The following is a 25,813-nucleotide window of genomic DNA, read 5'->3' as shown; positions in this document are numbered from 1 at the left end:
CATTTGAACTCGCCACCTTAGATTCTTCTATCTCAAATTTAGCCGTTGACGTCTATGATGGCGGGGCGTTGTTCCATCTTGTTGAGCCAGGCGGTGAGGTGGGGCTGGTCGTCGCTTGGGGTGATCTCCAGGTGTTTGATGAAGCTCATCATTACGTAGGCGGTGATGTCGGCGATGGAGAACTTCTGACCGGCCACAAAAGGCTGCTGGCCGAGTTGTTTCTCTAGTGTGGGCAGAAACTCTATCACGCGCTGGCGGGACTCTTGGCCCCAGGCCTCGACGCAGCGCTCCCTGTCTTCATACACCTTGGTGATGTTTCTAAAGGCCTGGAAGGCGACGAACAGGCCTTGCAGCTCGCAGATCCTCTGCCACATCTCAACCTGGGCCTTCTCCAGCGGCGTATTGCCAAACAGCGAGTGTGCTGGCGCAGTGACTTCGTCGAAGTAGCGGCAGATGGCCACAGATTCACACAGGGTCTGACCGTCGTCGAGCTCGAGTACCGGGATGCGGCCGTTGACGCTGATGGCCTTAAACTCATCACTCAGATTGTCACCGGCGCGCAGGTTGAGGCTCTTACGCTCGAGGCCTATCTCTTGTTCGTTTAGGCCAAGTTCCTTCAGGAATATATTGACGCGTCTGGCGCTGGGGGTCATGGCTAATTCGTAGAGTTTCATCTATCCCTCTCTGACTCTTGTGGAAGTTGTTGTGGTGGTCGCAGTTTAAGGTTTTTGCTTTAACTGAACGCTCGTTTAGAATAGAATCTAATTCATAACTGAACGTTCGGTCAAGAAACTTGTTGCGAACACATGTGACTAAAGCAGAGCAAAATCATCTATGGCGAGAAGTTGTAATTTTGATAGGCAGGAGAAGCTGGTAGAGGCGATGGAGCTCTTCTGGCAGAAAGGCTATGCCGATACTTCGGTGGCGGATCTGGTGGATCACCTTAAGATTAACCGCTTTAGCCTGTATAACAGCTTCGGTGACAAGCTGAGCCTGTATCGTGAGGCGCTGGCCTACTACTTCGATAACCATGCCATGCCCAATCTCACGCCCCTGTTTGCCGAGACGGCTGGCCTAGATGAGTTGGTGACCTATCTGGAGGAGTTTATCGTCAGGCAATCTAACCAGCCCTTCGGCTGCTTCTTGCAAAATGCCGTGCTGGAAAAATACCTAAGCGATGAAGTGGTGCAGGGGATCTGTTCTCGCCTGTTTGACGAGCTGCATCAGACCTTCGAGCGGGTGCTGGAAGGGGCGCAGCAACGCGGTGAGTTGTCGGCAGGTGTCCAATGTGCGCAGCTGGCAAGCTTTCTGGTGATGCAGATGCAGGGAATACGTGTGCTGGGCAAGGCGAGACAGCAGGCGCGTATCGCCCAGGCCCGTGAGGTGCTTATGGGTTATCTTAAATCGCTAGCTGTGAGTGGTTAGCTAAAGTTGCTCGCTAACTAGTTTGTTTAAGGCACTCGAATCAAGGCCTTACTAATGCTTTATCTTTGACGCTTCTAGTGCCTGTCGCCTAACGGACGACAGGCTTTTTGGGTTCCGTTACTGCTATTTGGCGCCCTTGATCAGAGGGATGCCGTTGGTGCCGACCGGAATGTAGACGGTAGTGTGATTCGGCGAGTCCGCCATCTTCAGTTGGGCGTTAATTGCCTCGTGCTGCAGATAGTTGGGCGTCAGGGTCTCGTTGATGATCTTCTGCGCCTGGGCGATACCCTTGGCCTCTTCGATACGGATCTCCGCATCCTTCTGGGCGATCTCCTTCTGGGTCTCTTTTTCCGACAGCAGCTGCTGGGCGGCGAGCTTCTTCTCGACCGCGATGGCGACTATGTCGGGGTAGTTGATGTTACCCACGATCACATTGTTGAGCTGGAAAGGCGAAGTCTTAAGGTAGTCCTTGAGCTTGACCGACACCGCCTGGGCGATCTCCGAGCGGTTCTCCTTGAGCGCCACGCTGTCGTAGCGCTGCACTTCGTCCCGTACATAGGTGCGGAAGGTCTCGCGCACGAAACGTACATACCAGTTCTCGGCGCCATATTTTTCCACCACCTCTTTCACCGTGCCCGACTTGATGGCGATCACCGCGTGGAAGTTGAAGCTGATGTTGAGATCGTCCTTAGCGAGGATCTTAAAGTTTTCCGTGTAGGTGTTGGGACGCATGTCGATGTTGATCACCTCATTGCGCCACAGGGAGACCCCATAGTTGCTGGGGCCTATGAGGGTGCCGCGATAGCCGCCGGCGCCGAAGATGCGCGGCTTCTCAAACACATAGCCCTCTTCCCCCGCCGGGGTGTTGGGGTTGGTGCAACCCGTTAGGCCAGTGGCCAGCGGCAGTACGACCAAGAGTGGTGCGATAAATTTCAGACGGCCGAGTCCGCTTAGGCGTGGGCCGAAAGTCTTGTTGGCTTTACGATTAAACATCAAAAATCCTTTTTAATAATCAAGATCCAGGGCGAAACAGAGGTAGCCCATGAGTTTGTTGACCTGGTTAAACTGCTTGGCGCACCAGGTATCGAAATCCTTGGCAAACAGCTGCTGAGTGTCGAGCGGTTTGATGGCGATAAAGTCTTTACGCTTGAGCTCGTCTAACATGGGGTGATGCTTGTCATAGCCCTTGGGCGGACGCTGCAGGCTGTCGCCCTCCATGGCAAATCCGGCGGCGCTGAGCTGCTTGAGTGCCTGTTTGTAGGCGTTGGGGTTATCGTCGATGCAGCTGCGGATCTGGCTCAGCGCCTTGCTGTCAGGGTGCCAGATCCCGGCGCCGAGAAAGCAGCCGTCGTTGGCGATATGCAGATAGAGCCCGGGAGCGTGCACATCTTTGCCCTGAAAATGGCGAAACTGTAGGCCAAGTTGACCTTGTAGGGAGTCTTATCGCTGCTGAAACGGGCATCGCGCTGGGGGCGCATCAGGCTGCCGCCGACCTTCTTGGGCACGGCAGTGAGGCGCGGCGAGAGCTGCTGGATATGGGGCGCCATGGCGCCGATAAAGTTAAGCGCCGGGGTGCGAACCTTGGCCTCATACTCGGCCTGATGGGCCTTGAACCAGTCACGCTCGTTGTTGCTGGCCAATTTGGCGAGAAACTCGAGACAGTCCGGGCTGAAAAGCGCTTCCTTGGTGGCAGATGTGGTCATAATCTATCCGCTAAGTCCTAATTACAATCAATGTCTTGTTAAATTACCATAAGAGATCCCCGGAGTGTTAATGCCGCTTGCTAAGGGATAAGGTCACCCGTTATAAAGCGCGATAGCTATGCTATAGTGCTCGCAGCCATGAGTGACTGTGATAACAGGAAGAAGAGATGAAGATTTGGGTCGATGCCGATGCCTGCCCAGGCGTGATTAAAGAGATACTGTTTCGCGCCGCCGATCGCGCCGAGATTGCCGTGACCTTAGTGGCCAACCACGCCATGCGGATCCCGCCATCGCGTTTTATTCAGCTGGTGACTGTCTCCTCTGGGTTTGACGTGGCCGATAATGAGATAGTGCGGCGCGCGGTGCCTGGCGATCTGGTGATCACCGCCGATATTCCACTGGCCTCAGAGGTGATCGACAAGGGCGCCCTGGCGCTGAACCCTAGGGGCGAGCTGTATACCGAGCATAACATCAAGTCTATTCTCAACATGCGCGATTTCATGGACACCATGCGTGCCAGCGGCGTGCAAACCGGCGGCCCGGCGGCCATAGGTCAGAGCGAGAAACAGGCCTTCGGCAATCAGCTGGATCGCCTGATCACTAAGTATCACAAGCGTTAAGCGGCTTAAACTATTTAGCCCTAGTTTAAGCTGCCGTCCGTCAATTAATGAGCGCCTATTTGGCGCTTTTTTTATGCTCGAAAGTTAGTGCTTGCTGACACCAAAGTGCCTGTCTGAGTGGGAAATAGCTTGCAGGGCTGTGTGGCGCACCTCACATAACCACTTGATTCCGATTTTGTTTACCTTGCGCTCGCTGGCGAGATCGATTAACGTAAAACAAAAGTTTGGTATGCAAACATTTGTTTATCTATTGGTATTTGCTTGCTATAGCTTTGCATAACCAGGCAGTACCCATATAGACACTACCTATTGCTTAGTGAGATCGCCTAAATGACGGAACGTGAATTAGAAATCTTAGCACTACTCAAGCAAGACCCTTTGATCCCCCAGCAGGAGCTGGCCGACCGTATAGGGATCAGTCGCTCCGCCGTGGCGGGGCATATCATGAATCTCACCAACAAGGGGGTGATTCGTGGCAAGGGCTATATCCTGGCCGAGGCCAAGTATGCCATGGTGATCGGCGGCGCCAACATGGATATTCTCGGTCGTCCGGCGGCTAGCCTGCGGGTGGGGGATTCCAACCCGGGGAGCGTCAGCTGCAGCCCAGGTGGGGTGGGGCGTAACATCGCCGAGAACCTGGCCCGCTTGGGGTCGGATACCCGTCTGATGACCGCCGTGGGCAAAGATGCCTATGGTCAGCAGATCGTCGAGCACTGTCAGCGCGCCGGCATCGACATGAAGCCCAGTCTGCAGCTGAGCGATGGCGTGACCTCCACCTACCTCTCTGTGCTCGACGGCGACAGCGACATGCATGTGGCGATCAACGATATGGCGATTCTTGAGCGTCTCGGGGTCGAGCAGCTCAAGAGTCAGCAGGAGATGCTCAAGCGCGCCAGCCTGGCGATTATCGATGCCAACCTGTCCGAGGCCGCCTTGGCCTATCTGCTAAGCAACTTCGCCGACATCCCACTGTTTGTCGATACCGTCTCCTGCGCCAAGGCAGAGAAGATTAAGCCCTATCTCGGCGCCGTGCATACCCTCAAGCCGAACCTCAAAGAGGCCGAGCAGCTCTCGGGGATCTCTATCGCCAACTATGGTGAGCTGCCAGTGCTGGCGAATTGGTTCCACGAGCAGGGGGTTAAGCGCGTCTTCCTGAGCCTGGGGATCGACGGTGTCTTCTACAGCGACGGTGAGGAGCAGGCCCATATTCCGGCCATTCCGGTGGAGATGGTCAACGCCAACGGTGCCGGCGATGCCTTCCTGGCAGGCCTGGCCCACGGCTTTATTCAAGGCTGGTCTACCCGTCAGTCGACCGAGTTTGCCATGGCGGCGGCGGTGGTCGCCCTGTCGGATCTGGCAACGATCAACCCAAACATGTCTGAAATATCAGTTAACCGAGTTATCAAGGAGTCTCTATGTTAGCGCAGTACCTAGATATCAACCCAGAAGTGAAAGCGGCGCTGGATGCCGGTCGTCCCGTGGTGGCACTGGAGTCGACCATCATCTCTCACGGTATGCCTTACCCTCAAAACGTCGAGACGGCTCTCAAGGTGGAGCAGATCATCCGTGACAACGGCGCGGTTCCTGCGACCATCGCCATCCTCAAGGGACGCCTCAAGGTGGGCATGACTCACGATGAGATAGAGTATCTGGGTAAGGCGGGTCAGGCGGTGATCAAGACCAGCCGCCGCGACATTCCCTTCATCGTGGCCAAGCAGGCCGATGGTGCGACCACGGTTGCGTCGACGATGATCTTGGCGGCGATGGCGGGCATCAAAGTATTTGCCACCGGCGGTATCGGCGGCGTGCATCGCGGTGCCCAGCAAACCTTCGATATCTCTGCCGACCTGCAGGAGCTGGCTAATACCGAAGTGGCCGTGGTCTGCGCCGGTGCCAAGTCGATTCTGGATATCGGTCTGACCCTGGAGTACTTAGAGACTCAAGGCGTGCCTGTAGTCGGTTATGAAACCGAGACGCTACCCGCCTTCTACACACGTGAGAGCGACTTCGGTGTCGACTATCGTCTGGACACCCCTAAGCAGGTGGCCGATGCCATGACGGCCAAGTGGCAGATGGGCCTCAAGGGCGGCGTGGTGGTTGCTAACCCTATCCCGGCCGAGTATGCCCTGGATAAGGCGATGATCGATCAGGTGATTAAAGATGCGGTGGCCGAGATGGATGCCAAGGGGATCTCTGGTAAGGCCTCGACGCCTTTCTTGTTGGCCAAGGTGGCCGAGAAGACAGAGGGCAGTAGCCTGGCGGCCAACATCCAGCTGGTGTTTAACAACGCCAAGTTGGCGGCGCAGATCGCCTGTGAATACAGCCGTTAATTGCTAGCTATCGGTATTGAAAAGAGCGCTGCGGCGCTCTTTTTTTGTGAGTTTACGGGCGGTTTATCTTGAGATGATTTTAATTTGTGAGCAGTTTAGCAAGTGAGCAGTTCATCGCGGATCAGCCGTAGCAGATAGGTCTCGCGCTCGATAGATAATCCCTTCTTGTCGCTATGAGCCATGGTGTGCTCATTGTGGGCAATTGCCTCATGAATCTCTATCCAGACCGGGTGCATGCCGTTTTGCAGTTCATGGCTCTCAAGCTTAGTATCGCCCAGCTCCTCACCAATTTCGCAGACGAAGCAGTAAGACTCCATCTGCACAAAATCGAATCCGGGTTTATACCAGGGACGAAACTCCTGGTAGCGGCCGAACTCGCTCAGTATCTCGATAGTATGGGCGCCGGTTTCCTCTTCCAGTTCCCTCAGCAGCGCCTGGCGAATATCTTCGCCCTCATCCACGCCGCCACCGGGAATACTGTAGTCGTGATACCGCGCCGTGTAGAGCATCAATATTTGGCTGCCCCTGAGCACTATGGCGCGCGCCGCGCGGCGGATGAAGCCCTGTCCGGATACCTCCTCTGGCGTGGCGGCGTTAAGGTCGGGATGGATAGTGGATTTCAGCAGGCGCATAAGTGACTCACTTGAAGATGAAAAAGGAATGCCAAAGACAACAGGCTAGGCGCTAAGCAGGTCCAGCTGCGCCTGATAATCTGAGATGGCGCGCTCGAGCAGCGGCTTCTGCTCTTGCTTACTGCCTCTGACCACCTGATGATAGTGTTTCAAAAGGCGCCTTAGGTAGGCCAGTTGTAACTCAAACGGCGCCTGTGACCAGAGGCTGTCGCCAATCGCCGTGATGGGACGCTCGCCGCGGCGCGCCACATGCAAAAGCTCGTAGCAGCGCTTGTTCTCGCTAATCAATTTCTCATCGATCAGATTGAGCGCCATGGCACTTAGCCTGTCTCTGAGCTGATAGGTGTGATGCACGGGGCAGAGGAGAAACTCTATGTGCTGACCAAGCGCATCGGCGCAGGCTTGAATCGCACTTACCAGCTCGCCGGTCAGCTCGCCGCCAACCCCTGCGATGATCACCAGTTGCGGCGTCTCGCTCGGATAGTCCGCTAGCGGCAGCTTGGCCACATCCATGCAGTGCACCCGCCATTGAGGGCTGGTGGCATCTTGGTTTAGTGGGAAGAAGCGCTCAAGTTTGCCCTGCAGGGTCTGCATTATGCCAGGCACGATATCGACAAAATGCAGGGTACCGGCCACCTGTTTCTTAAGCAGGGCGGCGCCGAGCAGGCCGTGATCGCAGCAGCAGTCCCAGATATGGGCGTAGCGGCCATCGACCATAGTCTGCAGGTGAGAGAGACGTTGACTGAGTTTCAAAGGGGAGGCTCGTCACCGGGAATGGCGGTTGTAGCGACATTGCCGGTGTTTAATGGGTTGCTTGGTCTAGGGCGTTAAAAATTAAAGCAGATCGATTTCCAGCTCGATATCCGTACAACCCTTCTTACAAAACACGCCGTAATGGCCTGTCTGTGCCTTCTCGGTGGGCACGATCAGCTGCAGCGGTTGTTTACATTTTTGGCAATCGACTCTGTTGCCCTTAAATAGCCGCTTGATCAGATTCTTCTGCTCGTTAAAGGAGGCGGCCGTGCTCTTGTTGATGGCCGAGAAGTCTACTGCTTGGTTTGCTGGCGTGGCGTTGTCTGTCATCGTCAATGTCGTCAATAGTGGCAAATGAGGCCCTAGTATACCAGCCTTGGCGCGTTGCAACAGCGCTTTTACCAGCCGACAAGCCGGGATCTGTATTGCAAAGCTTCTCGTATGATGACCGCAAAGCCTCTTGTCTGGCGGCGCGATAAGCCAGCCAGCGAATTCCACTCCCGAATAAAATGTACGCCCGTGCAACATATGTTTATTTTTTGTTAACACCTTGTTGCTGTCAAGTTGGTGTGATAGCTTGTGCCTTGTTGTGTGGTAGTAAATGCCAAATCAGGTCGCAATTGAAGAGAGATATACCGCGGCATTTGCTATTCAGGGAAGTTCTAATAAAAAGACTCTTAACAAAATAAATATAATGGAGAGACCTCTATGAAGTTAACTAAGTTGGCAAGTGCGGTAATGGCATTAAGTGTTGGCCTATCAACTCAGGCATTTGCCGATGATGATCGTTACATCATCCAGGTAGACAATGGCAGTAAGGGTGTCGTTAAGGCACTGGCTAAGCAGTTAGGCGCACAGATCCATGTAGATGGTGAAGGCTTTATCGCTGCAACCTTTGCGGGCAAAGATTTGGCCCAGGTCAAGGGACTGTTAAACAACCCACACGTTAAATTAGTCGAGGCGGACCAGCGTCGTCATCTGATGAGCTTTAGCGATGATGCGGGCAACCCAATGACGCAGCAGGTAACACCTTACGCTGTGTATCAATCACAGGCTGATCAGCTGACTTTCAACGCCGCAGCCGGCATGAAGGTGTGTATCATCGACTCGGGTCTGGACGCGTCTAACCCAGATTTCGAATGGAACAAGATCACTGGCGACAACGATTCGGGTACAGGCAACTGGAACGTCAACGGCGGCCCACACGGTACTCACGTTGCCGGTACTATCGGTGCAGCCGACAACAACGTCGGTGTGATCGGTATGGCGCCTGGCGTCGACATGCACATCATCAAGGTATTCAACGCTGAAGGATGGGGTTACTCATCTGATCTGGCCCATGCCACTAACCTGTGTAGCGCGGCCGGTGCCAACATCATCAGCATGAGCTTAGGTGGTGGCGGAGCTAACTCTACCGAATCTAACGCTTTCCAAGCCTTCGTCGATGCAGGCGGTCTGGTGGTTGCCGCTGCGGGTAACGATGGTAACAACGTACGTTCATACCCAGCGGGTTACCCATCTGTCATGATGGTGGGCGCGAACGATGCAAACAACAACATCGCCGATTTCTCTCAGTTCCCATCTTGTACTTCGGGTCGTGGTCCTAAGGCGACTTCAGACGAGACTATCTGTGTGGAAGTGACTGCCGGTGGTGTAGACACACTATCAACTTACCCTGCAGGCATGGCGACTGCGTCTAACTTGAGTGCAGACGGCGCTTCATTTGCCAGCAGCGCGATGGAAAATTCAGGCACAGTTTCAGGCAACACCTATTACATGGGCACTGCCGAAGCGACCGATGCTGGCGCTAACGGTAACATCTGTGTGATCGACCGCGGCGTGATCTCTTTCCACGACAAGGTCGCTAACTGTGAAAACTCGGGTGGTGTCGGTGCGATCATCATCAACAACGAGCCTGGCATGCTGTACGGCACTCTAGGTGACACCAACACTACCTCTATCCCAGCAGTAGGCACTGCACAGGAAGATCGTGCGGCGCTGTTAGCGGCGAGCACTGCAACTGTAGATATCGGTACTGCCGACTACGGCTTCATGAGCGGTACTTCTATGGCGACTCCTGCGGTATCTGGTATTGCGGCGCTGGTTTGGTCTAACCACAACCAGTGTACAGGTAGCGAGATCCGTGCTGCGCTGAAAGCGACTGCCATGGACAGCGGTGCACCGGGTAAAGATGAGTACTTCGGTTACGGTATCGTTCAGGCTGCGGCTGCCGATGCTTACCTGACTGCTAACGGCTGTGCCGGTGGCGACAATGGTGGCGGAAACACTGGTGGTGATTTCACTCTGTCGGCCAACGGCTACAAGAACAAGGGCGTTAAGACAGTGGATCTGACCTTCTCTGGCGCCGCTGGTGCAAACGTAGATGTTTACCGTGATGGCAGCAAGCTTGCGACCACTTCGGCGAGCAGCACCTACACTGACACCATCAACACTAAGGGTGGCGGAACTTATGTTTATAAGGCTTGTGACGAAGGTACTTCTACCTGTACTGCCGAGCAGACAGTGATCTTCTAAACAACTCCCTGAGTAACACTAAAAACGCAGCCTAGGCTGCGTTTTTTTATGGTTAATTCATTAGCAATAGATGGGCGTAATGAAAGGGAGCAATAAACAGTCCGTAAATGACTTCGTGATGCCCTGAGTGTAAGCGGCTAAGTGTTAGCCTTGTTCAGTTTTCTTTGCTCAGTTTTCTCTTTAGGTCCTGCTTTACTATCTCTAAAGCCGCCAGTGCCACATCTGGCTCAATCTCATTACTCTCCAGAAGATAAATAAGGTCTACGGCGAGTTTTATTTCGTCACTCGCGTCATCAAGAGCCGTTTGAGCTGTAGATGAGTTATCTGGTGCTTGTGTCATATTCTTCCCTCAAATGCCTGCTGTCGATTCTCACATAGGGCGCCAATGGGAACAAGTTGCTTAGGCTGTCACTTGCATGCATCTATGTGTGGCTAAATAAAAAAACAGGCCATATATGGCCTGTTTTAGAGTGATGAACCTACGGGGACTAGTAGGTATATTTGGCTTCTAAGAAGACGTAACCACCATTAAAGCCAAATGGCGTATTGGTTAATGGATAGACGAAGATGCCATTGAAGTTGTTGCTGTCCGGACGCTTCTCCGGGTAGACATCAAACAGGTTTTGCGCCCCGGCGGTAAAGCTTAGCGCATCAGTTGCCGCATATTGCACCGACATATCCATAACCCATTGGTCGCTGTAAGTGACATCGCCTGAGGAGTAGCCCACAGTATAGTCGCCGAAGTAACTGAGACGAATGTTGGTCTTGAAATCACCTAGTCTATGGGTGAGTCCCAGGTTGCCTGTGTTGTTTGGCGTGGCCGAGGTCATACGGGTTTGTTCGATGCGATCGAAGAGCTCTTTACCTACGCCGTCTAACACTTGCGGGAAATGAATGTCTTGAATTTCCGTTTTGTTATAGGCATAGGCCAGGTTGGCTTGCAGATCGCCCCAAGCGCCGATATCAAAATTCTGACTTATTACCAGATCGACGCCTCGGGTACGGGTATCGACGGCGTTGATGAAGAAGCGTGCCGATTCGGCATTGGTGCCGGCCAAGGCCTCTGCGACCGCCGGTGAATCATCTGGCGTGACTGAGCTCGACAAGATGATACGGTCATCGATAGAGATCTGATAGGCGTCCAAGGTCAGTGCCAGGCCCGCATCATTGCGATAGACCAGACCTAGACTGAAAGATTGTGACAACTCTGGCTCGAGCTCATTGATCCCTAAGCCTTTTGTCACGGGTGACAGGGTGTTGAATGTGCCCGATTCTGTCGGTACCAACTGACCCGTGACAGGATCGGGGTTAAACAGGGTAGAGATATTGCTGAAATACAGCTGCTGCACGCTAGGCGCTCTAAAGCCTGTGTTGATGGTTCCGCGCAGGGCCAGGTTGTCGGTAAAGTCGTAGCGGCCCGCTAGCTTCCAGCTGGTGTTGTCGCCGAAGTCTGAATAGTTTTCGTAACGCAGCGCCGCCGCCCAGTAAAAGTCATCGGTTAACTGGTTTTCTAGCTCGACATAAACGCCCGTGTTATCTCGGGTCTCGTCGACTTCAGATTCTGGGGTAAAGCCCGAGAAGCCCTGGCTGCCGGCGGCGCGATTATCGAAACCGCCATTGATGTAGGAAGCACTCTCGCCCGCTTCAATTTGGTAGCCATTCTTGCGCCATGACACGCCCGCGGCAAAGAGGATCTCTGAGTCGTTTGCAAAGTTAAAATAGCGCGACGCATCGATGTTTAAGTTGGTTTCACGGGTCGACAAGGTGCCTGCATCAAATTCGGTCGGGCTATCGGGGCCCAAAGATGCGTTTAATGAGTTAACAATATTGTAGTTAAATGAATTTTCGCCATGGCCTGCGGAGGTATCGATGTTCCATTCACCCAGGGTGAACTCATAACCAAGCACCAACGAGGTGTCGATAATTTCAGGGTTGATCTGGGGTAAGAAACCGTCGGGATACACCTCGGTTAAGTTACGTTTATCCAGGGCTCTACGATAGAAGGCGCCTGATTTAGTTTCGCGTTTGCTTACGCCACCGAAGGCGTATAGCTCGCCCTTGTCTGAAATGGCCTTGGCTGCGTTGATGAACAGGCCTAGGTTGTCGTATTCGGCGTCGCCAACCTGATGGCTCTTGCGATTAAAGCTGGCTTCGCGAGGATCTAGAGAGCCATCGGCTAACTGCGGATACTGCTGGCGAGGATCTAGCCCTGCGCGGTTAGTGCTGTCTTTATGGTGTGCCTCTAGTGAGACATTGACGAAGCCATCGTCACCCAAGGCTATGCCATGGTTGGCACCCACGCGCCACTGTTCGCCGTCACCCGCGTAGGTTTGGCCTGCCTGCGCCGATACGCTACCACCTTGTTCATTGTCTTTTAACACCACGTTGATGACGCCGGCAATCGCATCGGAGCCATATTGCGCCGATGCGCCGTCACGCAGAATCTCGATGCGTTTGATTGCGGTCATCGGAATGGCGTTCAGGTCGACGTTAGATGAGCCTTTACCTACTGTGCCACTCAGATGGACCAGTGCCGAGCCGTGACGACGCTTGCCGTTGACCAAGACTAAGGTGTGATCCGGTGATAGGCCGCGCAGACTCGCCGGGCGCACCGCATCTGAGCCATCGGTTACCGATGAGAATGGAAAGCTGTAGCTGGGCGCGGCAAATTGCAGTGCCTTTGCCGTTTCTGTCATCCCCGTCGATTCGAGCTGCTCGGCGGTAATAATGTCCACCGGTGCCACGCTATCTGTGGCGGTACGTAGTGCGATACGTGAACCTATGATCTCGATTTTTTCAAAGCTGGCTTGTTGATCTTCAGCGTGGACGCCAGGAAGGATGAGTGCAGATGACACTGCTAATGCGGAAACAGCTAAGCGCATAAGGCCTCTTAATAATTGGTATGTAAAACAATAATGAGAAGCGCGGGATAATATCACTGTAACAATTGTTACATTTAGAAGGATATGTACTAACTCAGTGCAGACGGTTCTATTGAGTACTCGCGATAGCGTATCGAAGGAGCATTTTATCTCGCCTAACGTACCCTGTGAGCTGGATGAGGTTTACAGAATGGGTCTTTGTCGTTAGGGAGGGGGAGCGTCCTTATTTAGGTCTGACGATAGGTTCACGGCCAGCAGATAAGGTTAGCTATGAGTGCATTAATAATAAAAAACGACGGCTGCTTTGGGTAAGCAGCCGTCGTGGGGATGACTCATCTTGATGGCCAGATAGCCTGGCTGATTGGTCTATTCTGGTGAGCAGCGAGTCACCGTCAGCGGCGCACTGCGATGCTCCTCGGCATCTGCAATAAAACACTCATCACCACTAATCCAAAGCTGGACGATTTGCGGCAGCTCAAAGTTGCGGCCCATCAACAGCTGACTGTTAGGATCCTTATGGGGATTGCGCTCAAGCGCCACACGACTGTTTCGGGTGAATGCATCGGCGGCTAGGGTCACCTTCTGCATCTGTAACAGCTTGGCGATGGCGTTTTCCAGCTCAGCCAGACTCTCTGCACTGGGCTCACTGACTATTGCTGGCACTGGGGCTGGCACAGGATCCGGCAAAGTAGCGTCTTGTGCCTGTAGTGAGCAGCCAAGGAGCGTTAACGGCATGACGCCGAGCATAATACGAACTATGCGTTTCATCATAAATCCTACTTAGGCTGAGTCAGAATCCGGTTATTAAACAGCAGGTTTTGATTGCGGGTATCTTGCAGCACATAACCCGCATCGACAAACTGAGGTTTCGCCTGGGTACGTGACGCCTTTGCCACCTGAGCCGGGCAGCTGTTGTTATCACGGTAGTAGAGGGCCGCAGCAAACTGGCTCTCTTCCTGGTCGCCTAAGGCATGATTGAAATCATCTGCTACGTCACAGCCTGGCACTTCGCTTTGTAGCGTTGGGTTGCTGCTGGGGACGAAACCGTCTGAGTAGTCGCCGAAGCCCTTGTCGTTTTCACCCTTAAACTGAATGGTGAAGTAGGTGGTGGCGCAGTTCGGCGTTGGGTAGAAGCCATAGGGCTTACCACAGGTGGTGCCGCCAATCTGGATCACTTCGACATCGATACCGCGTAGGCTGTTGATCAGCGCCTCACTGGCGGAGCAGGTGTTGTCTGTGGTGAGCACGAATACTCGTGACAGGTTAAGGCTTGGCAGGCTCTGACCACCGCTCAACAGACTTGGATTAAAGCCTATGGTTTCATCGATGAAAGGCATAGGCGTTAAGGTCTGGCCGGTGACAGGATCTTTGGTGGGGTACTTGTCGTTAAAGGTGCTGCGCTCGAAGATACGATTTTGCGTCGCCTGCTGGCCGGCAATCATGTAGCCCAGCTGGCTCGCCATGGCCAGTAAACCGCCGCCGTTGTAGCGCAGATCCAGTACCAGATCGTCTACCTTGGCATTGGCCAGCGTGGCGATGGCATCATAGAGGCCGCGCTCTGCCGTGGCGATGTGGGAGTTAAATTGGAAGTAACCCACGTTACCCGAAGGGCTGGCGAGCACCTTAGTGTTCTGTACTGGAGTCGAGACCACTGTTTGCGCGGTAAGAACCACGTCACGGGTCTGGCTGGCGCCAAGATCTAGGATAGTGAAGCGTGTCTCCTGGCCGTCGTCGCTGGGGAAGAGGCCGTTATTCAGGGTATTGATCGAGGCCGTGTCGTTGGCATCTTTCACGCTCACGCCATCTATGCTGACGATGACGGCGCCGCGGGCGATATTGGCGCTGGTGGCCGGTGAACTAGGCTCTGTGTAGGTCACGGTAACCTTTCTGTCTGCGGTGCTGCTGGCCTGCTGGAGATGGAAGCTCATGCCATAACCGACCGAGGCGCCCGATTGATTGAGCTGTTCCCATTCGCTGGTGGGCATAGAGAAGTGGAACTGATCTTTAGGGTTGCCAGTGGCCGACAGGTTTTCGGTTTTCAGTAGGCTGAAATATTCTAAGACCTGGTAAGGCGCCGGATCTCTGTCGATGATCTCGCTGTACCAAAGGTAGGTGTCGTTACTCCAAGAACGTAACCACAGTTTTTCCTTGAGACCCGCATCGCATTGGTTGGCCAATTGTGCATAGGGAGTAAATTCTCCCTCGACCCATTTCACCGTGCTGCCCGTGCCTATGGAGCCGCCGCTGCCAGAGGTATCGCTACCACTGCCACCGCCGCTACAGCCAGTGAGCAAGAGGCCTGATGCGATCAGGCTTGTAAACAGAGCATTTGAGATTGACTTCATAAATAATCCTTTATTATTAAACTCTTGTGTTTGGTGACGTTGCAATTGTTAACGGGTCTCATGCCGGAAAACATGGGTGTAACAATTTCTTGACCATCTTAGCTAAGAATTGCATACAGGTATAGCCTAAGTCGCGGACGCTCTTGTGTTTTCCTGCTCGTTTTCTATCTATTTGTAGCCGATTGCATCGAGAAGGTGGTCTTAATGGGGCGAGGATTCAGATAAACCGACGATAAGCCAGCAGAAATGCTCGAATGTGCAGGCATAGGGATCGGTTTTAATTTGCCTGCGCTTTTCTCGCTTGCCCCCATTTAACTGCACCTTATAGCCAGCAGCCAACTGCCACCTGTCATGGTTTTGCTGGCGATGAGCGCCTGAGGGAGCTATTACGCACAACCACACCAATTAGACATTAAGGTGTGAGGAAATTGAGTTGCAATATCAATGGGCTATGATTAAATGAGCCTTGGCAGTCATTGACCACTTTGCCCCTAGTTAACAAGTTGAATCCATGATGAATAATTACCTGCTCGACCTTATCGCCGTGACCTGCTTCTTTAGCTGCTGGATAGGTTACGCCCGCTTCGCCCGCAAGAAGGCCAAGAACACTAACTGTATCGCCCGTTGCCTGCATCAGCATCGTATTCATTGGATGTATCAGCTGCTGGGACGCGAGGTGAGGGTGGCGGAGGCGGCGCTGCTGGCCAACCTTGAGCGAAACATCACCTTCTTCGCCAGCACCACTATGCTGGTGCTTGCCGGGGTATTGACCCTATTTGCCCAGGTCGAGCGATTGGAGGCAGTGATCGCCTCTATCCCCATGACGGCGCCGCCGGTTCACATGCTGATCCAGTTCAAACTTGGCATATTGACGCTGATCTTTGTGATGGCCTTCTTTCAGTTTACCTGGTCGATGCGCCAATATGGTTTCCTCAACGTCATGGTGGGGGCGACCCCAGTCGATAAGAGTGGTCAAGATGAGCAGCTAAAGGCCTATGCGCTGCAGATGGCGATAGTGCAGGACAGGGCGGCTCATGCCTATAACTATGGCCTACGTTCCTACTATTTCTCCATGGCTGTGCTGGGCTGGTTCTTCCATCCGCTGCTGTTTATCGTCTCTAGCCTGGTGGTGGTCCATACCCTGTATCGCCGCGAGTTTAAGTCCAGGGCGGTGCAGGCGATCACTCAGGGAATGTTAATCCTCGATGAACGAGAGCAGACAAAAGCGACTAAGACCGTCTAGCGCTAAATAGAACTAGAGCAACTGACTACCCAGAGCCCATGATTGCCCTGAGCAACTAGCTGCCCAGCGCAGCTATTCGCCGAGCACTAATTTCCGATAAGGTCAAAGCGTCTTAGGATTAGTGGTCTCTAAAAATTAATGGCTTATGAGGATACGAGAGCAAGCTGCGGGGTGTCTTTGAGTCAGGGGGGAGAAGTGTAATCTTTAGGTATCACTTGTTATCTATTTGTTGCTCATTGTTTTTGTTAATGTTTTATTGCTTGGCTTTTATGAAGTTTTTATTGCACTTTTCCTAAACTATGGCGTATCGTTAGCGCCGCTAGGAGAGCGCCGGATATTTATTCTCATAAATATCAGAATTTTACAATGGATTGTGTAAAACACCTTTCTATTTTTTGTCTTTTATTCTCCTAGCTTCATAAATATAAGGGAATACATTGATGAAAAAATCAGTAACAGCCGTTGCCATTCTTCTTGGTCTTAGCAGCATGAGCGCCATCGCTGCCCAGGACAATGCCTTTCAACACGAAGCCGGTTTGAACTATAAGTCTAACTCTGAAGCGTTCGGCGATGGTACCTGGAACGCGAACTACCGCTACTATGTGACGCCAGTGGATCAGAAAAGCAGCCCATATGCTTTAAATGGCTTCCTGGCGCAAAGCTCTAACCTGGGGGCTTACTACAGCAACATCGACGATGCCGACCTGGACTATTACGGTATCGATGGTACTTATGTATTCGCCTCTAAGTGGTTTGTTGGCGTGAACTATAACAAGCACGACTATGCTAACTTTGACTTCGACACCTATGGCGCGGAAGTGGGTTACTACTTCAATGACTCTTCATCTGTGTCTGTCTTCTATGCCGATGGCGACAAGGGTGTTGAAGAGAGCTATGGTGTGAAGGTTCGCAGCTATATCGCGCTACAATCTACTGCTGGCGTGGATCTGCAGGCTAACTGGACTCACAGTGACAATGACGACAAGATTAACCTGGGCGCAGACTGGTATGTGAACAATGCTTGGTCTGTGGGTCTGGGTTATACCGATACAGAGTATGATGATGCATTCGACGTGAGAACCGCTTACTGGCTGCGTATTTCTGATAACTTCTCGGCTAAGTTCGAATTGATCCGCGTGTTGGATTCAGATTTCGATGGTGTAAATATCGGTCTTGGCGTAGTCGGTCGTTTCTAAGATTTCTGTCAGACAAATGTTTGAGACTCAACGTCTTTTACTTGGTGTCTCTTATCTAATGTCTCTGACCTAATGTCTCTGACCTAATGTTTCTGACTAAGTGTCTCTGCTTTAAAATCTTGTTTTCAAGGTGAGAGACATAGTGAGTAACAAAGGCCTGCTAGCGCCCTGGCTTAGCAGGCCTTTTTCTTATCTTCTTTTTCTTTTTTTTATTATGTTAGTGATGCCTAGCTCAGTGCTAATCCTTTTCTGCGCTCTGCTCTCAGGTCTCAGATCAGTTGCCTTTGGCGCTAATGCTTTGCTACCTATTTTGCTTTTTCGCGCCCAATCTTTTTGCTGTTAGCATTAGAACTCGGTGGAGTCGAAGGTGGCTTGAATCCTGAGCACCTCGGGGAGAGCCTCATGGAGGGCGGCGACACAGTCGGCGTCCAGCTTACTGCCCGCCAGACGTGCAAGCTCGGCAAAGGCATCGCTATTGGTCCAGGCGGCCTTGTAGGGGCGCTCACTGGTGAGGGCATCGAACACGTCTGCAACCGCCACGATTCTTGCCTCGATCGGCACAGCTTCGCCAATCAGTCCCGCTGGGTAGCCGGAGCCATCCATCGCCTCATGATGACAGAGTACGATATTGCGCAGCATCTTGGTGTGGTCCAGGTTACTCAGGCGATAGTTACACAAGAGTTTGTCGATAAGATCCCGGCCCGACTCACAGTGTTTCTGCATCTCGGTGCGCTCATCTGGGGTGAGCGGGCCACGTTTAAACAAGATCTCGTCGGGCACTGTGATCTTGCCAATGTCGTGCAGAGGCGCAAACATGAAGATATGTTCGATGAAGTGATCGTTTAAGCCCCTCTCATCCGCCACGCGCTGGGCGATCAGCCGCGAATAATGGGCCATGCGACTCAGATGACCTGCGGTTTCCGGGTCGCGAAAATGGGTGACATCTATGGCGGTCTTCATGGTCGAGGCCAGGGTGATCACCTCGCTCAACTCGTTGATTACCATCAGCGCCAGCAGATTGCCGATAAGATCCAGATGCTCCACGCAGCGCTTGTCGAACACCTGCTCGTCGTCGCCGTTAAAGAAGATAAAGCCCAGCAGGGTATTGCCTGAAAGCAGGGGCAGGGTATAGCTGCTGCGATAGCCCGCCTCATAGATCTTGATGGCGTGCTCGTGTCGGCTGTCTCTGTAGATGCCAAGATCTTGCACTATCCTGGCCTCTCTGGAGCGGGCAACTTCTTGCAGCGAGTGGCACTGGCTGAGATTGGCCTGATAGTGGTTGAGGGGGGAGGGCTTGCCGCTATAGATAAAGGTGCGCACTATGTCGCTGTCCTGGTCGTATAGGGCGACGGCGATACGGGTGATCTGCGGCAGCTTGGCCTGGGTGGTGGCGTGAAGGTGTGACAGCTTGCTCATGATAGAGGGGTGCTGATTAAGGTCCGTCGAGGTGTAGTACATGTGCCGCTCCCTTGGCCTGTCGCCTGCTTGCGCGCAAATCGCTACCCATCATTATAGTCAACACATCGGCAGAGATAGCATTATACCTATGGCTTAGGGGCAAAAGGCGTAAAACCATGACCTTAATCAAGAAATCTGAGTGAACGGTTTTTGCGACCTCGGCCACAAAAGCCTGATTAGAATCTTAATTCAGGTATTTGCTAAACCATGCTATCGCCTCCGTTATCGAACGCACTGAGTGTTTCACATAGGGGTCGAAGTGACCGCCAGGCAGCAGGCAGAGCCGCTTGGGGTCTAGCGCCCTGGTAAAGGCCGATAGGGCTAAGTCTGTCGGTGTGACAGTGTCATTTTCAGCGACTATCATCAAGAGCGGCGTTGGACTGACGCGCGCTATCCAGAGCCCAGGCTCATACTCGCTCGCTTTTTCGCTGGACCTGAGTGTGACCCGATTTTCCCATCCTTCGGCGAGCGTCCAGGATTTACCGTAAAATTCCATGGCTTCATCGCTGGCATAGATGCCGGGCTGCTCTTCTTGGGGGATCACTCCTATGTAACTGGGCGTCTCGCCCTGGGATCGCCTTGCCCTGTCCTGCTCAAATTCTTTTTGCACTGCGCTGAGCCGTGAACCTGCCCGGCGAAGAAACGTTTGATAGCCGCTGATGGTCGGTACCTGGGCGACGACACATTTCACCCGGCGATCTAAGGCGCCCACCATGATGGCATGTCCACCGCTAAAACTTGTGCCCCACACGCCGACCTGCTCGGCGTTAACCTCGGGACGAAAGCTCAGCCAGTTGATCACCTCCCTCATATCTTCTATCTGTTGATAGGGGATGATCTCGCCTCGGGGTTCACCGCCACTCTTGCCGAAATTTCTGTGGTCATAGAGCAGTACGGCAAAGCCCGCCTTCGCAAATGCCTCGGCGAACTTGTCGATGTACAGCTCTTTAACGGCGGCGAAGCCGTGGCTCATCACAATCGCCGGGGCTGGTTTATTCAGGGATGCTTCTTCGCAGACAGGCAGATAAAGCCAGGCGTCTAGCTCGACTCCGTTGGCTGGCACCTTAACGCTGTGGCGGGTAAATTGACTCATAATCACCTCTCTATCACTCATTAACTCTGAACCTCAAATATGGGGAAACGAGAAAATAGTAAGGCGAGAGGGCGAAGGGGTCTGCCTTGAAACGGACAGGTATCTTCGCTAATCAGACAACTTGTGTGCGAAACTCGCTCGGGGTAACTCCCATCATCTTTTTAAATGCCGATGCGAAGGCGCCGGCAGAATCATAGCCCATCTCCATCGCCACCCGTACTATGGGCTCGCCGAGATTTAGCCTGGGGATGGCGGCGAATATTCTGGCCTGTTGACGCCAAATGGCGAAGCTCGTCCCCAGCTGGGTTTGAAATAGCCGGGATAAGGTTCTGGGTGATGCGCCGACTATCTCTCCCCACTGGATGAGCGTACTGTCGTTGCCGGGATCTGCAAGCAAGCCTAGGCAGATCTTCTGTAGTCGGTTATCTTTTGGCATGGGTAGCTTCAAGGGGATCTCTTGTGCCCAGCCGATCTCACTCATCAGAAGTTGCATCAGGTGCACCTCTCTGCTGCTGGGCGGACTGCTGCTGGTCACCGGCATCGCACTCTTCATCAGCTCTCGAAGCAGGGGGCTGACCACCAGACTTTGGGGCTGCTTGGAGAAGCTATCGGGCAGGGTATCTGGTTGAAAATAGACGCTACGTAGGCTGACTTGGCCTCGGGCCTTGAGTCTGTGGGGCTGCTCGGCGGGCATCCACAGCGCTTGCTGAGGCGAGATTATCCAAAAACTCTCCTCGCTGCTTAGTTCCATCACACCGGATTCGGCGTAAATCAGTTGGGCGGCATGGTGCCAATGGGGCGCCAGTAGTTGGCCATCTGGATACTCCCGAGCAACCGGCTTAAATAGCTGAGATGGCGAGCCAAAGACGGGGATATGTTCGATCTCTTGCCTGTGCATCATCAAGCGTTTGACCTCTTTGTCTTCATGCCTGCCTTCTCCTTTTTAGCATCTAGACCGCTTCGGCATCATAGCCTATCCCAAGACTTAATGTTACTACCGTATTTTCAAGCGCTTGCCTCAACTTCTTGCTTGCGCGCCTAGCCCTTGAGGCCGTGTTAACGCCAGGAGCGGGCTTAAAGTGAAGATAAAAAACGGCCCCAACGACAGCGCCTCGTAGGGCGATGCTTGGGGCCGGTATCTGGGTTGGCTTGTTAAGTCAGTTATCTAAGCGCTTAGCAGGAGCCTTTAAATTAGATCGCCTTATCCAGCGCCTGAGAGACATCCGCGATAATATCCTCGATATGCTCTATGCCGACCGAGATGCGAATAAGATCTTCTGAAACACCCGCCTTGGCCAGCTCTTCGCCGTTGAGCTGCCTGTGGGTGGTGGTGGCCGGGTGGCAGGCCAGGGACTTGGCATCGCCTATGTTGACCAGGCGCAGGATCATCTGCAGGGCATCGATAAAACGTCCGCCAGCCGCCTTGGCCGCCTCGCTATCTTCCGCCTTGATGCCGAAGCTGATGATGCCCGAGGCCTTACCCGAGGTGATCTTCTCACAGTTGTCGCGATAGGGGCTGTTGTCCAGTGCGCCATAGTTGACCCAGCTGACCCTGGGGTCTTGCTGGAGGAAGTTGGCCAGGGCCAGGGCGTTGTCGCAGTGACGCTCCATTCTTAGGGCCAGCGTCTCTAAGCCTTGCAGTAGCAGGAAGGCGCTCTGGGGCGAGAGGGCGGCGCCGGTGTTACGTAGCGGTACCACGCGGCAGCGACCAATGAAGGCCGCCGGACCAAACGCCTGGGTATAGACCACACCATGATAGGAGGGGTCTGGCTCGTTGAGCAGGGCGAAGCGTTTAGGCTGAGCCGCCCAGTCGAACTTGCCCGAGTCGATGATCACCCCTCCTATGGTGGTGCCGTGGCCGCCAATATATTTGGTAAGTGAATGGATGACTATATCGGCGCCATGTTCGAAGGGGCGGCAGAGCACTGGAGTGGCGACCGTATTGTCGACGATCAGCGGCACGCCATGCCTGTGGGCTATCTCGGCCAGACGGGCGATGTCGACGATATTGCCCGCCGGGTTGCCGATAGACTCGCAAAACAGCGCCTTGGTCTTGTCATCGATATGGGCCTCCAGGCCATCGAAGTCGTCGAAGGCCGACATACGCACCTCGACGCCTTGTCTGGGCAGGGTATGGGCAAACAGGTTATAGGTGCCGCCATAGAGCTGACTGGTGCTGACAATATTATCGCCCACCTGTGTCAGTGCCTGAATCGCATAGGTGATGGCGGCCATGCCGGAGGCCAGCGCCAGTGCGCCGATACCGCCTTCGATGGCGGCCAGGCGTTGTTCGAGCACATCTGTGGTGGGGTTCATGATGCGGGTATAGATGTTGCCCGCCACCTTAAGATCAAACAGGTCGGCACCATGCTGGGTGTCGTCGAAGGTATAAGAGGTGGTCTGATAAATGGGCACGGCCGCCGCCTTGGTGGTCGCTTCCGAGATATATCCATGATGCAGGGCTAGAGATTCGAGTTTCATCTAATTCATCCTATCGCTTAACTGAAAACCTGTGATCGAAAAACGACCATAGCATTTAGACTTCTAGATGTCTAAATCTTTTTGGTTTGCAGGTGATTTGCTCTATGAGGTGAGTTTTATGGTCGAATTGGCTCGAGATCGGATTGGCTATCCGGCTTTTTTCTCTGGATCCTATTGCATCAAAAAAGGACCCGGATGACACCACTCGAGTCGAGCAATTTTTGTCCCAAATTGAACGTTTTAGCCCCAGCTAAATAAGCGGCATCCCCTTTACCTGTTTTATTGTTATAAAACTACATTGTTAACAGTTCTTAGGATTCGCCAGCGATCAGGATCACAAATCCGGCGGAAAAACTGTAGCTAAGTTACAGGCTGGTGTCGGAATGTGACCTCAATAGCGGAATCCCGGTTAACAAACTTTTACCATGAGGCATCCCAATTTAGTAACGGTTGATGTTTGCGATGGCAGGTTTTCCAGACAAGATTAAGACGATAAAGAAGGGCCTAGATGTGCCTATCGCCGGCGAGCCGAGGCAAGAGATAGATTGCTGCGCTCGTCCTGCAAAGGTGGCACTGCTGGGTGAAGAGTATGTTGGCCTGAAACCCACCCTCTTGGTGGAGGTCGGCGATCGGGTGAAGAAGGGTCAGACCCTGTTCGAAGACAAGAAGGCGCCGGGCATAGGTTTCACCGCGCCGGCCAGTGGTGTGGTCGTCGAGATCAACCGCGGCGAGCGTCGTGTGTTGCAGTCTGTGGTGATCCAGGTCGAGGGCGATGAGCAAGTCACCTTTAAGGCCTATTCTGATCTGAGCCGCCTGAGCCGTGAAGCCGTACAGCAAAACCTGGTCGAGAGTGGTCTGTGGACCGCGCTGCGCACTCGCCCCTTCTCGCGCGTGCCCCTGCTCGACAGCGAACCTGCCGCCATCTTCGTCAACGCCATGGACACCAACCCGCTGGCGGCCGATCCCCGCGTGATCATCGCAGAGCAGCGTGAGGCCTTTGCCGCCGGACTTGAGGTACTGACTTATCTCACCTCTGGCAAGATCCACCTGTGTCACGATGCCGGTGAAGCCCTGCCGGGCGCCGATCTGCCGAGCGTCGAGAGCCATCGTTTTGCCGGTGTGCATCCCGCTGGTCTGGTGGGCACCCATATTCACTTCATCGCGCCTGCCAGCCTGGAACGCCCAGTATGGCACCTTGGCTATCAGGATGTGATCGCCTACGGCAAGCTGTTCCTGACCGGTGAGCTCTACACAGATCGCGTGGTGGCCCTGGGTGGCCCGACGGCGCTCAATCCAAGACTGCTGCGCACTCAGCTGGGCGCTCAGCTCAGCACCCTGGTAGAGGGTGAGATCAAGCCAGGCAGCAACCGTGTGGTGTCAGGCTCTGTACTGGCTGGCCATACCGCCTTTGGCGTTCACGACTATCTGGGCCGTTTCCATCAGCAGATCTCCGTGCTGGCGGAAGACGCTAAACATCAGCTACTGCCATGGGTGCGCGGCGGCGCAGACAAGTTTTCTATCACCCGCGCCGTGACCTCTCGCTTCAAGGCGACCAAGCGTCTGTTCGACCTGACTACTCATGCCGGTGGTTCACACCGCGCCATGATGGCCTTCGGTCAGCTGGATCGCGTGATGCCGCTGGATATCCTGCCGACCCTTTTGGTGCGTGATCTCGTGGTGCGTGACACAGATGAGGCGCAGGCCCTGGGGGCCTTAGAGCTGGATGAAGAAGATCTGGCCCTGTGTACTTTTGTCTGTCCGGGTAAATATGACTTCGGACGGGAACTTCGCATCTGCCTAGATATTATTGAGAGGGAAGGTTAATGAGTAAGCAAGACAATAAGCCAGATGTGCAAGAGAATTACTATGCCCACGGCTCGTCGATGCGTAGCTTCCTGCGCTCGCTGCTTTATGCCCATGGCCGTAGCACCAAAGGTAAGGTGCATGTTCGTGATGCGATCGATGTAAAACGTACAATGACCCTGGTGGGTCTGTGTCTGCTGCCGGCGATTCTGTTTGGCATCTATAACCTGGGTCTGCAGGCGCAGCTGGCGCTGGCTTCTGGCTTGACCACGCCCGATGTTTGGCAGCTACTGCCGTTCAATGCCATCACCGGCGGCCTCGGCGAGCAGAGCGGTTTCTTTGGCCTGTTTGGCTATGGCCTGAGCTTCTATCTGCCCATCTATCTTACCGCGCTGTTGGTGAGCCTGTTTTGGGAGATGGTGTTTGCCAAGGTGCGTCGCCAGGAGCTGCATGAAGGCTTCTTCGTCACCGCCTTGCTGTTTACCCTGATCCTGCCGGTATCGACTCCGCTGTGGATAGTGGCCCTTGGCATCACCTTCGGGGTGATCATGGCCAAAGAGGTGTTTGGCGGCATGGGGTACAACTTCCTCAACCCTGCGCTGGCTGGTTACGCCTTTATCTACTTTGCCTACCCGACCGAGGTGGCGCAGATCGCCCAGTTTGTGGCGGTCGATGGCTTCTCGGGAGCGACAACCTTGATTCAGACTGCTGCGGGCAAGATGAGTTTCGAGGGTTACACCTGGTATCAGGCCTTTAGTGACCCGTTGTGGTGGGATGCCTTCTTCGGCTTCACCGTCGGCTCTATCGCCGAGACCAGCACGCTGGCCATTTTGATCGGCGGTCTGTTCCTGCTGCTGACTCGCCTGGCCGACTGGCGCGTGGTGGCCGGTGTGATGGCCGGTATGGTGGCAACCGCCGTGTTGTTCAACCTTATCGGTTCGGCCAAGAACGAGATGTTCGCCATGCCTTGGACCTGGCATTTGGTCACCGGCGGCTTCGCGCTGGGGATGATGTTTATGGCCACAGATCCTGTGACCACAGCCTATACCCGCCAAGGCAAGTTTGCCTACGGCGCCCTGATCGGCTTCATGACAGTACTTATCCGCGTGCTGAATCTCAAGATGCCTGAAGGGATCATGCTGGCGATTCTGTTTGCCAACCTGTGGGCGCCGCTCTTCGATTACCTGGTGGCGCGCAGCAACATGAAGCGGAGGCTGAAACGCAATGTCTTATAAGTCAGAACATATGTTAAGGATCCAGACCGCCAACCTCTGGTCGTCAATCTTCGCATCCTTTTTGTTTCGTCGTTCCAGA

Annotated in this window: 22 protein-coding genes and 1 pseudogene; 9 read left to right on the top strand and 14 right to left on the bottom strand. The window is 53.8% G+C overall.

Translation table 11 applies throughout. From position 1 onward, the window contains the following. Window positions 1–38: 38 nt before the first annotated feature. Window positions 39–674: a glutathione S-transferase gene (locus tag K0I63_RS14105; RefSeq protein ID WP_220081450.1), complete on the bottom strand. Its 636-nt coding sequence runs from the start codon at window positions 672–674 to the stop codon at window positions 39–41. A 160-nt stretch (window positions 675–834) separates the two neighbouring features. On the opposite strand from K0I63_RS14105, the gene K0I63_RS14100 reads away from it, so the two are divergent. Next, window positions 835–1,425 (top strand): TetR/AcrR family transcriptional regulator, encoded by a 591-nt coding sequence (locus K0I63_RS14100; RefSeq protein ID WP_220081449.1) that lies wholly within the window; start codon window positions 835–837, stop codon window positions 1,423–1,425. Between the two features lie 123 nt (window positions 1,426–1,548). Here K0I63_RS14100 and K0I63_RS14095 read toward each other — a convergent pair whose 3' ends face one another. Both K0I63_RS14095 and K0I63_RS14090 read right to left on the bottom strand, forming a co-directional pair. Then, a complete protein-coding gene (locus tag K0I63_RS14095) occupies window positions 1,549–2,418 on the bottom strand; it encodes an SPFH domain-containing protein (protein ID WP_258406879.1) in 870 nt (289 codons plus the stop codon). Window positions 2,419–2,430: 12 nt separating this feature from the next. Then, window positions 2,431–3,128 (bottom strand): annotated as a pseudogene (locus tag K0I63_RS14090) (DUF2461 domain-containing protein). Window positions 3,129–3,295: 167 nt separating this feature from the next. On the opposite strand from K0I63_RS14090, the gene K0I63_RS14085 reads away from it, so the two are divergent. From K0I63_RS14085 to K0I63_RS14075, 3 genes are all read left to right on the top strand, one after another. Beyond that, a complete protein-coding gene (locus K0I63_RS14085) occupies window positions 3,296–3,748 on the top strand; it encodes a YaiI/YqxD family protein (protein WP_220043005.1) in 453 nt (150 codons plus the stop codon). 330 nt (window positions 3,749–4,078) lie between these two features. Further along, window positions 4,079–5,170: a PfkB family carbohydrate kinase gene (locus tag K0I63_RS14080; RefSeq protein ID WP_220081448.1), complete on the top strand. Its 1,092-nt coding sequence runs from the start codon at window positions 4,079–4,081 to the stop codon at window positions 5,168–5,170. Continuing rightward, the gene (locus K0I63_RS14075) at window positions 5,164–6,078 is read left to right on the top strand and encodes a pseudouridine-5'-phosphate glycosidase (protein ID WP_220081447.1); all 915 of its coding nucleotides are present in this window, start codon (window positions 5,164–5,166) and stop codon (window positions 6,076–6,078) included. Before K0I63_RS14080 ends, K0I63_RS14075 begins: the two co-directional genes overlap by 7 nt. 95 nt (window positions 6,079–6,173) lie before the next feature. On the opposite strand, the gene K0I63_RS14070 is transcribed toward K0I63_RS14075, so the two are convergent. The 3 genes from K0I63_RS14070 to K0I63_RS14060 form a co-directional block, all read right to left on the bottom strand. Next, entirely contained in the window at window positions 6,174–6,710 is a 537-nt protein-coding gene (locus K0I63_RS14070) for an NUDIX domain-containing protein (RefSeq protein WP_220081446.1), read from the bottom strand. Window positions 6,711–6,755: 45 nt separating this feature from the next. Further along, a complete protein-coding gene (locus K0I63_RS14065; protein WP_258406878.1) occupies window positions 6,756–7,463 on the bottom strand; it encodes a tRNA (adenine(22)-N(1))-methyltransferase in 708 nt (235 codons plus the stop codon). Window positions 7,464–7,544: 81 nt separating this feature from the next. Beyond that, window positions 7,545–7,793, bottom strand: coding sequence for a hypothetical protein (locus tag K0I63_RS14060; RefSeq protein ID WP_041406678.1), 249 nt, complete (start codon window positions 7,791–7,793; stop codon window positions 7,545–7,547). A gap of 378 nt (window positions 7,794–8,171) precedes the next feature. Here K0I63_RS14060 and K0I63_RS14055 point away from each other — a divergent pair, with 378 nt between their 5' ends. Beyond that, on the top strand, window positions 8,172–9,998 hold the full coding sequence (locus K0I63_RS14055) for a S8 family serine peptidase (RefSeq protein WP_220081445.1): 1,827 nt from the start codon (window positions 8,172–8,174) through the stop codon (window positions 9,996–9,998). A gap of 154 nt (window positions 9,999–10,152) precedes the next feature. Here the strand turns inward: K0I63_RS14055 and rsmS are convergent, their stop codons facing one another. From rsmS to K0I63_RS14035, 4 genes are all read right to left on the bottom strand, one after another. After that, window positions 10,153–10,338 carry a pleiotropic regulatory protein RsmS gene (gene rsmS / locus K0I63_RS14050; protein WP_220081444.1) on the bottom strand — a complete coding sequence of 62 codons (186 nt, stop codon included), beginning with the start codon at window positions 10,336–10,338 and terminating at the stop codon, window positions 10,153–10,155. A gap of 148 nt (window positions 10,339–10,486) precedes the next feature. After that, window positions 10,487–12,880, bottom strand: coding sequence for a TonB-dependent receptor plug domain-containing protein (locus K0I63_RS14045; RefSeq protein ID WP_220081443.1), 2,394 nt, complete (start codon window positions 12,878–12,880; stop codon window positions 10,487–10,489). Between the two features lie 366 nt (window positions 12,881–13,246). Further along, window positions 13,247–13,651 carry a hypothetical protein gene (locus tag K0I63_RS14040; RefSeq protein WP_258406877.1) on the bottom strand — a complete coding sequence of 135 codons (405 nt, stop codon included), beginning with the start codon at window positions 13,649–13,651 and terminating at the stop codon, window positions 13,247–13,249. Between the two features lie 5 nt (window positions 13,652–13,656). Beyond that, window positions 13,657–15,225, bottom strand: coding sequence for a S41 family peptidase (locus K0I63_RS14035; RefSeq protein ID WP_220081442.1), 1,569 nt, complete (start codon window positions 15,223–15,225; stop codon window positions 13,657–13,659). Window positions 15,226–15,739: 514 nt separating this feature from the next. Here K0I63_RS14035 and K0I63_RS14030 point away from each other — a divergent pair. After that, a complete protein-coding gene (locus K0I63_RS14030; RefSeq protein WP_220083457.1) occupies window positions 15,740–16,468 on the top strand; it encodes a DUF599 domain-containing protein in 729 nt (242 codons plus the stop codon). Window positions 16,469–16,908: 440 nt separating this feature from the next. Continuing rightward, window positions 16,909–17,664, top strand: a complete 756-nt coding sequence (locus K0I63_RS14025; RefSeq protein ID WP_220081441.1) for a putative porin — start codon at window positions 16,909–16,911, stop codon at window positions 17,662–17,664. A gap of 345 nt (window positions 17,665–18,009) precedes the next feature. On the opposite strand, the gene K0I63_RS14020 is transcribed toward K0I63_RS14025, so the two are convergent. From K0I63_RS14020 to K0I63_RS14005, 4 genes are all read right to left on the bottom strand, one after another. After that, entirely contained in the window at window positions 18,010–19,122 is a 1,113-nt protein-coding gene (locus K0I63_RS14020) for an HD domain-containing phosphohydrolase (protein ID WP_220081440.1), read from the bottom strand. Between the two features lie 184 nt (window positions 19,123–19,306). Continuing rightward, window positions 19,307–20,215 carry an alpha/beta hydrolase gene (locus K0I63_RS14015; RefSeq protein ID WP_220081439.1) on the bottom strand — a complete coding sequence of 303 codons (909 nt, stop codon included), beginning with the start codon at window positions 20,213–20,215 and terminating at the stop codon, window positions 19,307–19,309. A 112-nt stretch (window positions 20,216–20,327) separates the two neighbouring features. Beyond that, entirely contained in the window at window positions 20,328–21,116 is a 789-nt protein-coding gene (locus K0I63_RS14010) for an AraC family transcriptional regulator (protein ID WP_220081438.1), read from the bottom strand. 290 nt (window positions 21,117–21,406) lie between these two features. Then, complete coding sequence (locus K0I63_RS14005) at window positions 21,407–22,696, bottom strand: O-acetylhomoserine aminocarboxypropyltransferase/cysteine synthase family protein (RefSeq protein WP_220081437.1); 1,290 nt, start codon at window positions 22,694–22,696, stop codon at window positions 21,407–21,409. A gap of 462 nt (window positions 22,697–23,158) precedes the next feature. On the opposite strand from K0I63_RS14005, the gene K0I63_RS14000 reads away from it, so the two are divergent. Together K0I63_RS14000 and K0I63_RS13995 are read left to right on the top strand one after the other, a co-directional pair. After that, complete coding sequence (locus K0I63_RS14000; protein ID WP_220081436.1) at window positions 23,159–24,520, top strand: Na(+)-translocating NADH-quinone reductase subunit A; 1,362 nt, start codon at window positions 23,159–23,161, stop codon at window positions 24,518–24,520. After that, window positions 24,520–25,734, top strand: coding sequence for an NADH:ubiquinone reductase (Na(+)-transporting) subunit B (locus tag K0I63_RS13995; protein ID WP_220081435.1), 1,215 nt, complete (start codon window positions 24,520–24,522; stop codon window positions 25,732–25,734). Before K0I63_RS14000 ends, K0I63_RS13995 begins: the two co-directional genes overlap by 1 nt. Window positions 25,735–25,813: the final 79 nt, after the last annotated feature.

The organism is Shewanella rhizosphaerae (assembly GCF_019457655.1).
Classification (GTDB): Bacteria; Pseudomonadota; Gammaproteobacteria; order Enterobacterales; family Shewanellaceae; genus Shewanella; species Shewanella loihica.
The sequence above is the reverse complement of the archived record's forward strand: the minus strand, read 5'-3'. Positions and strand labels throughout refer to the sequence as shown.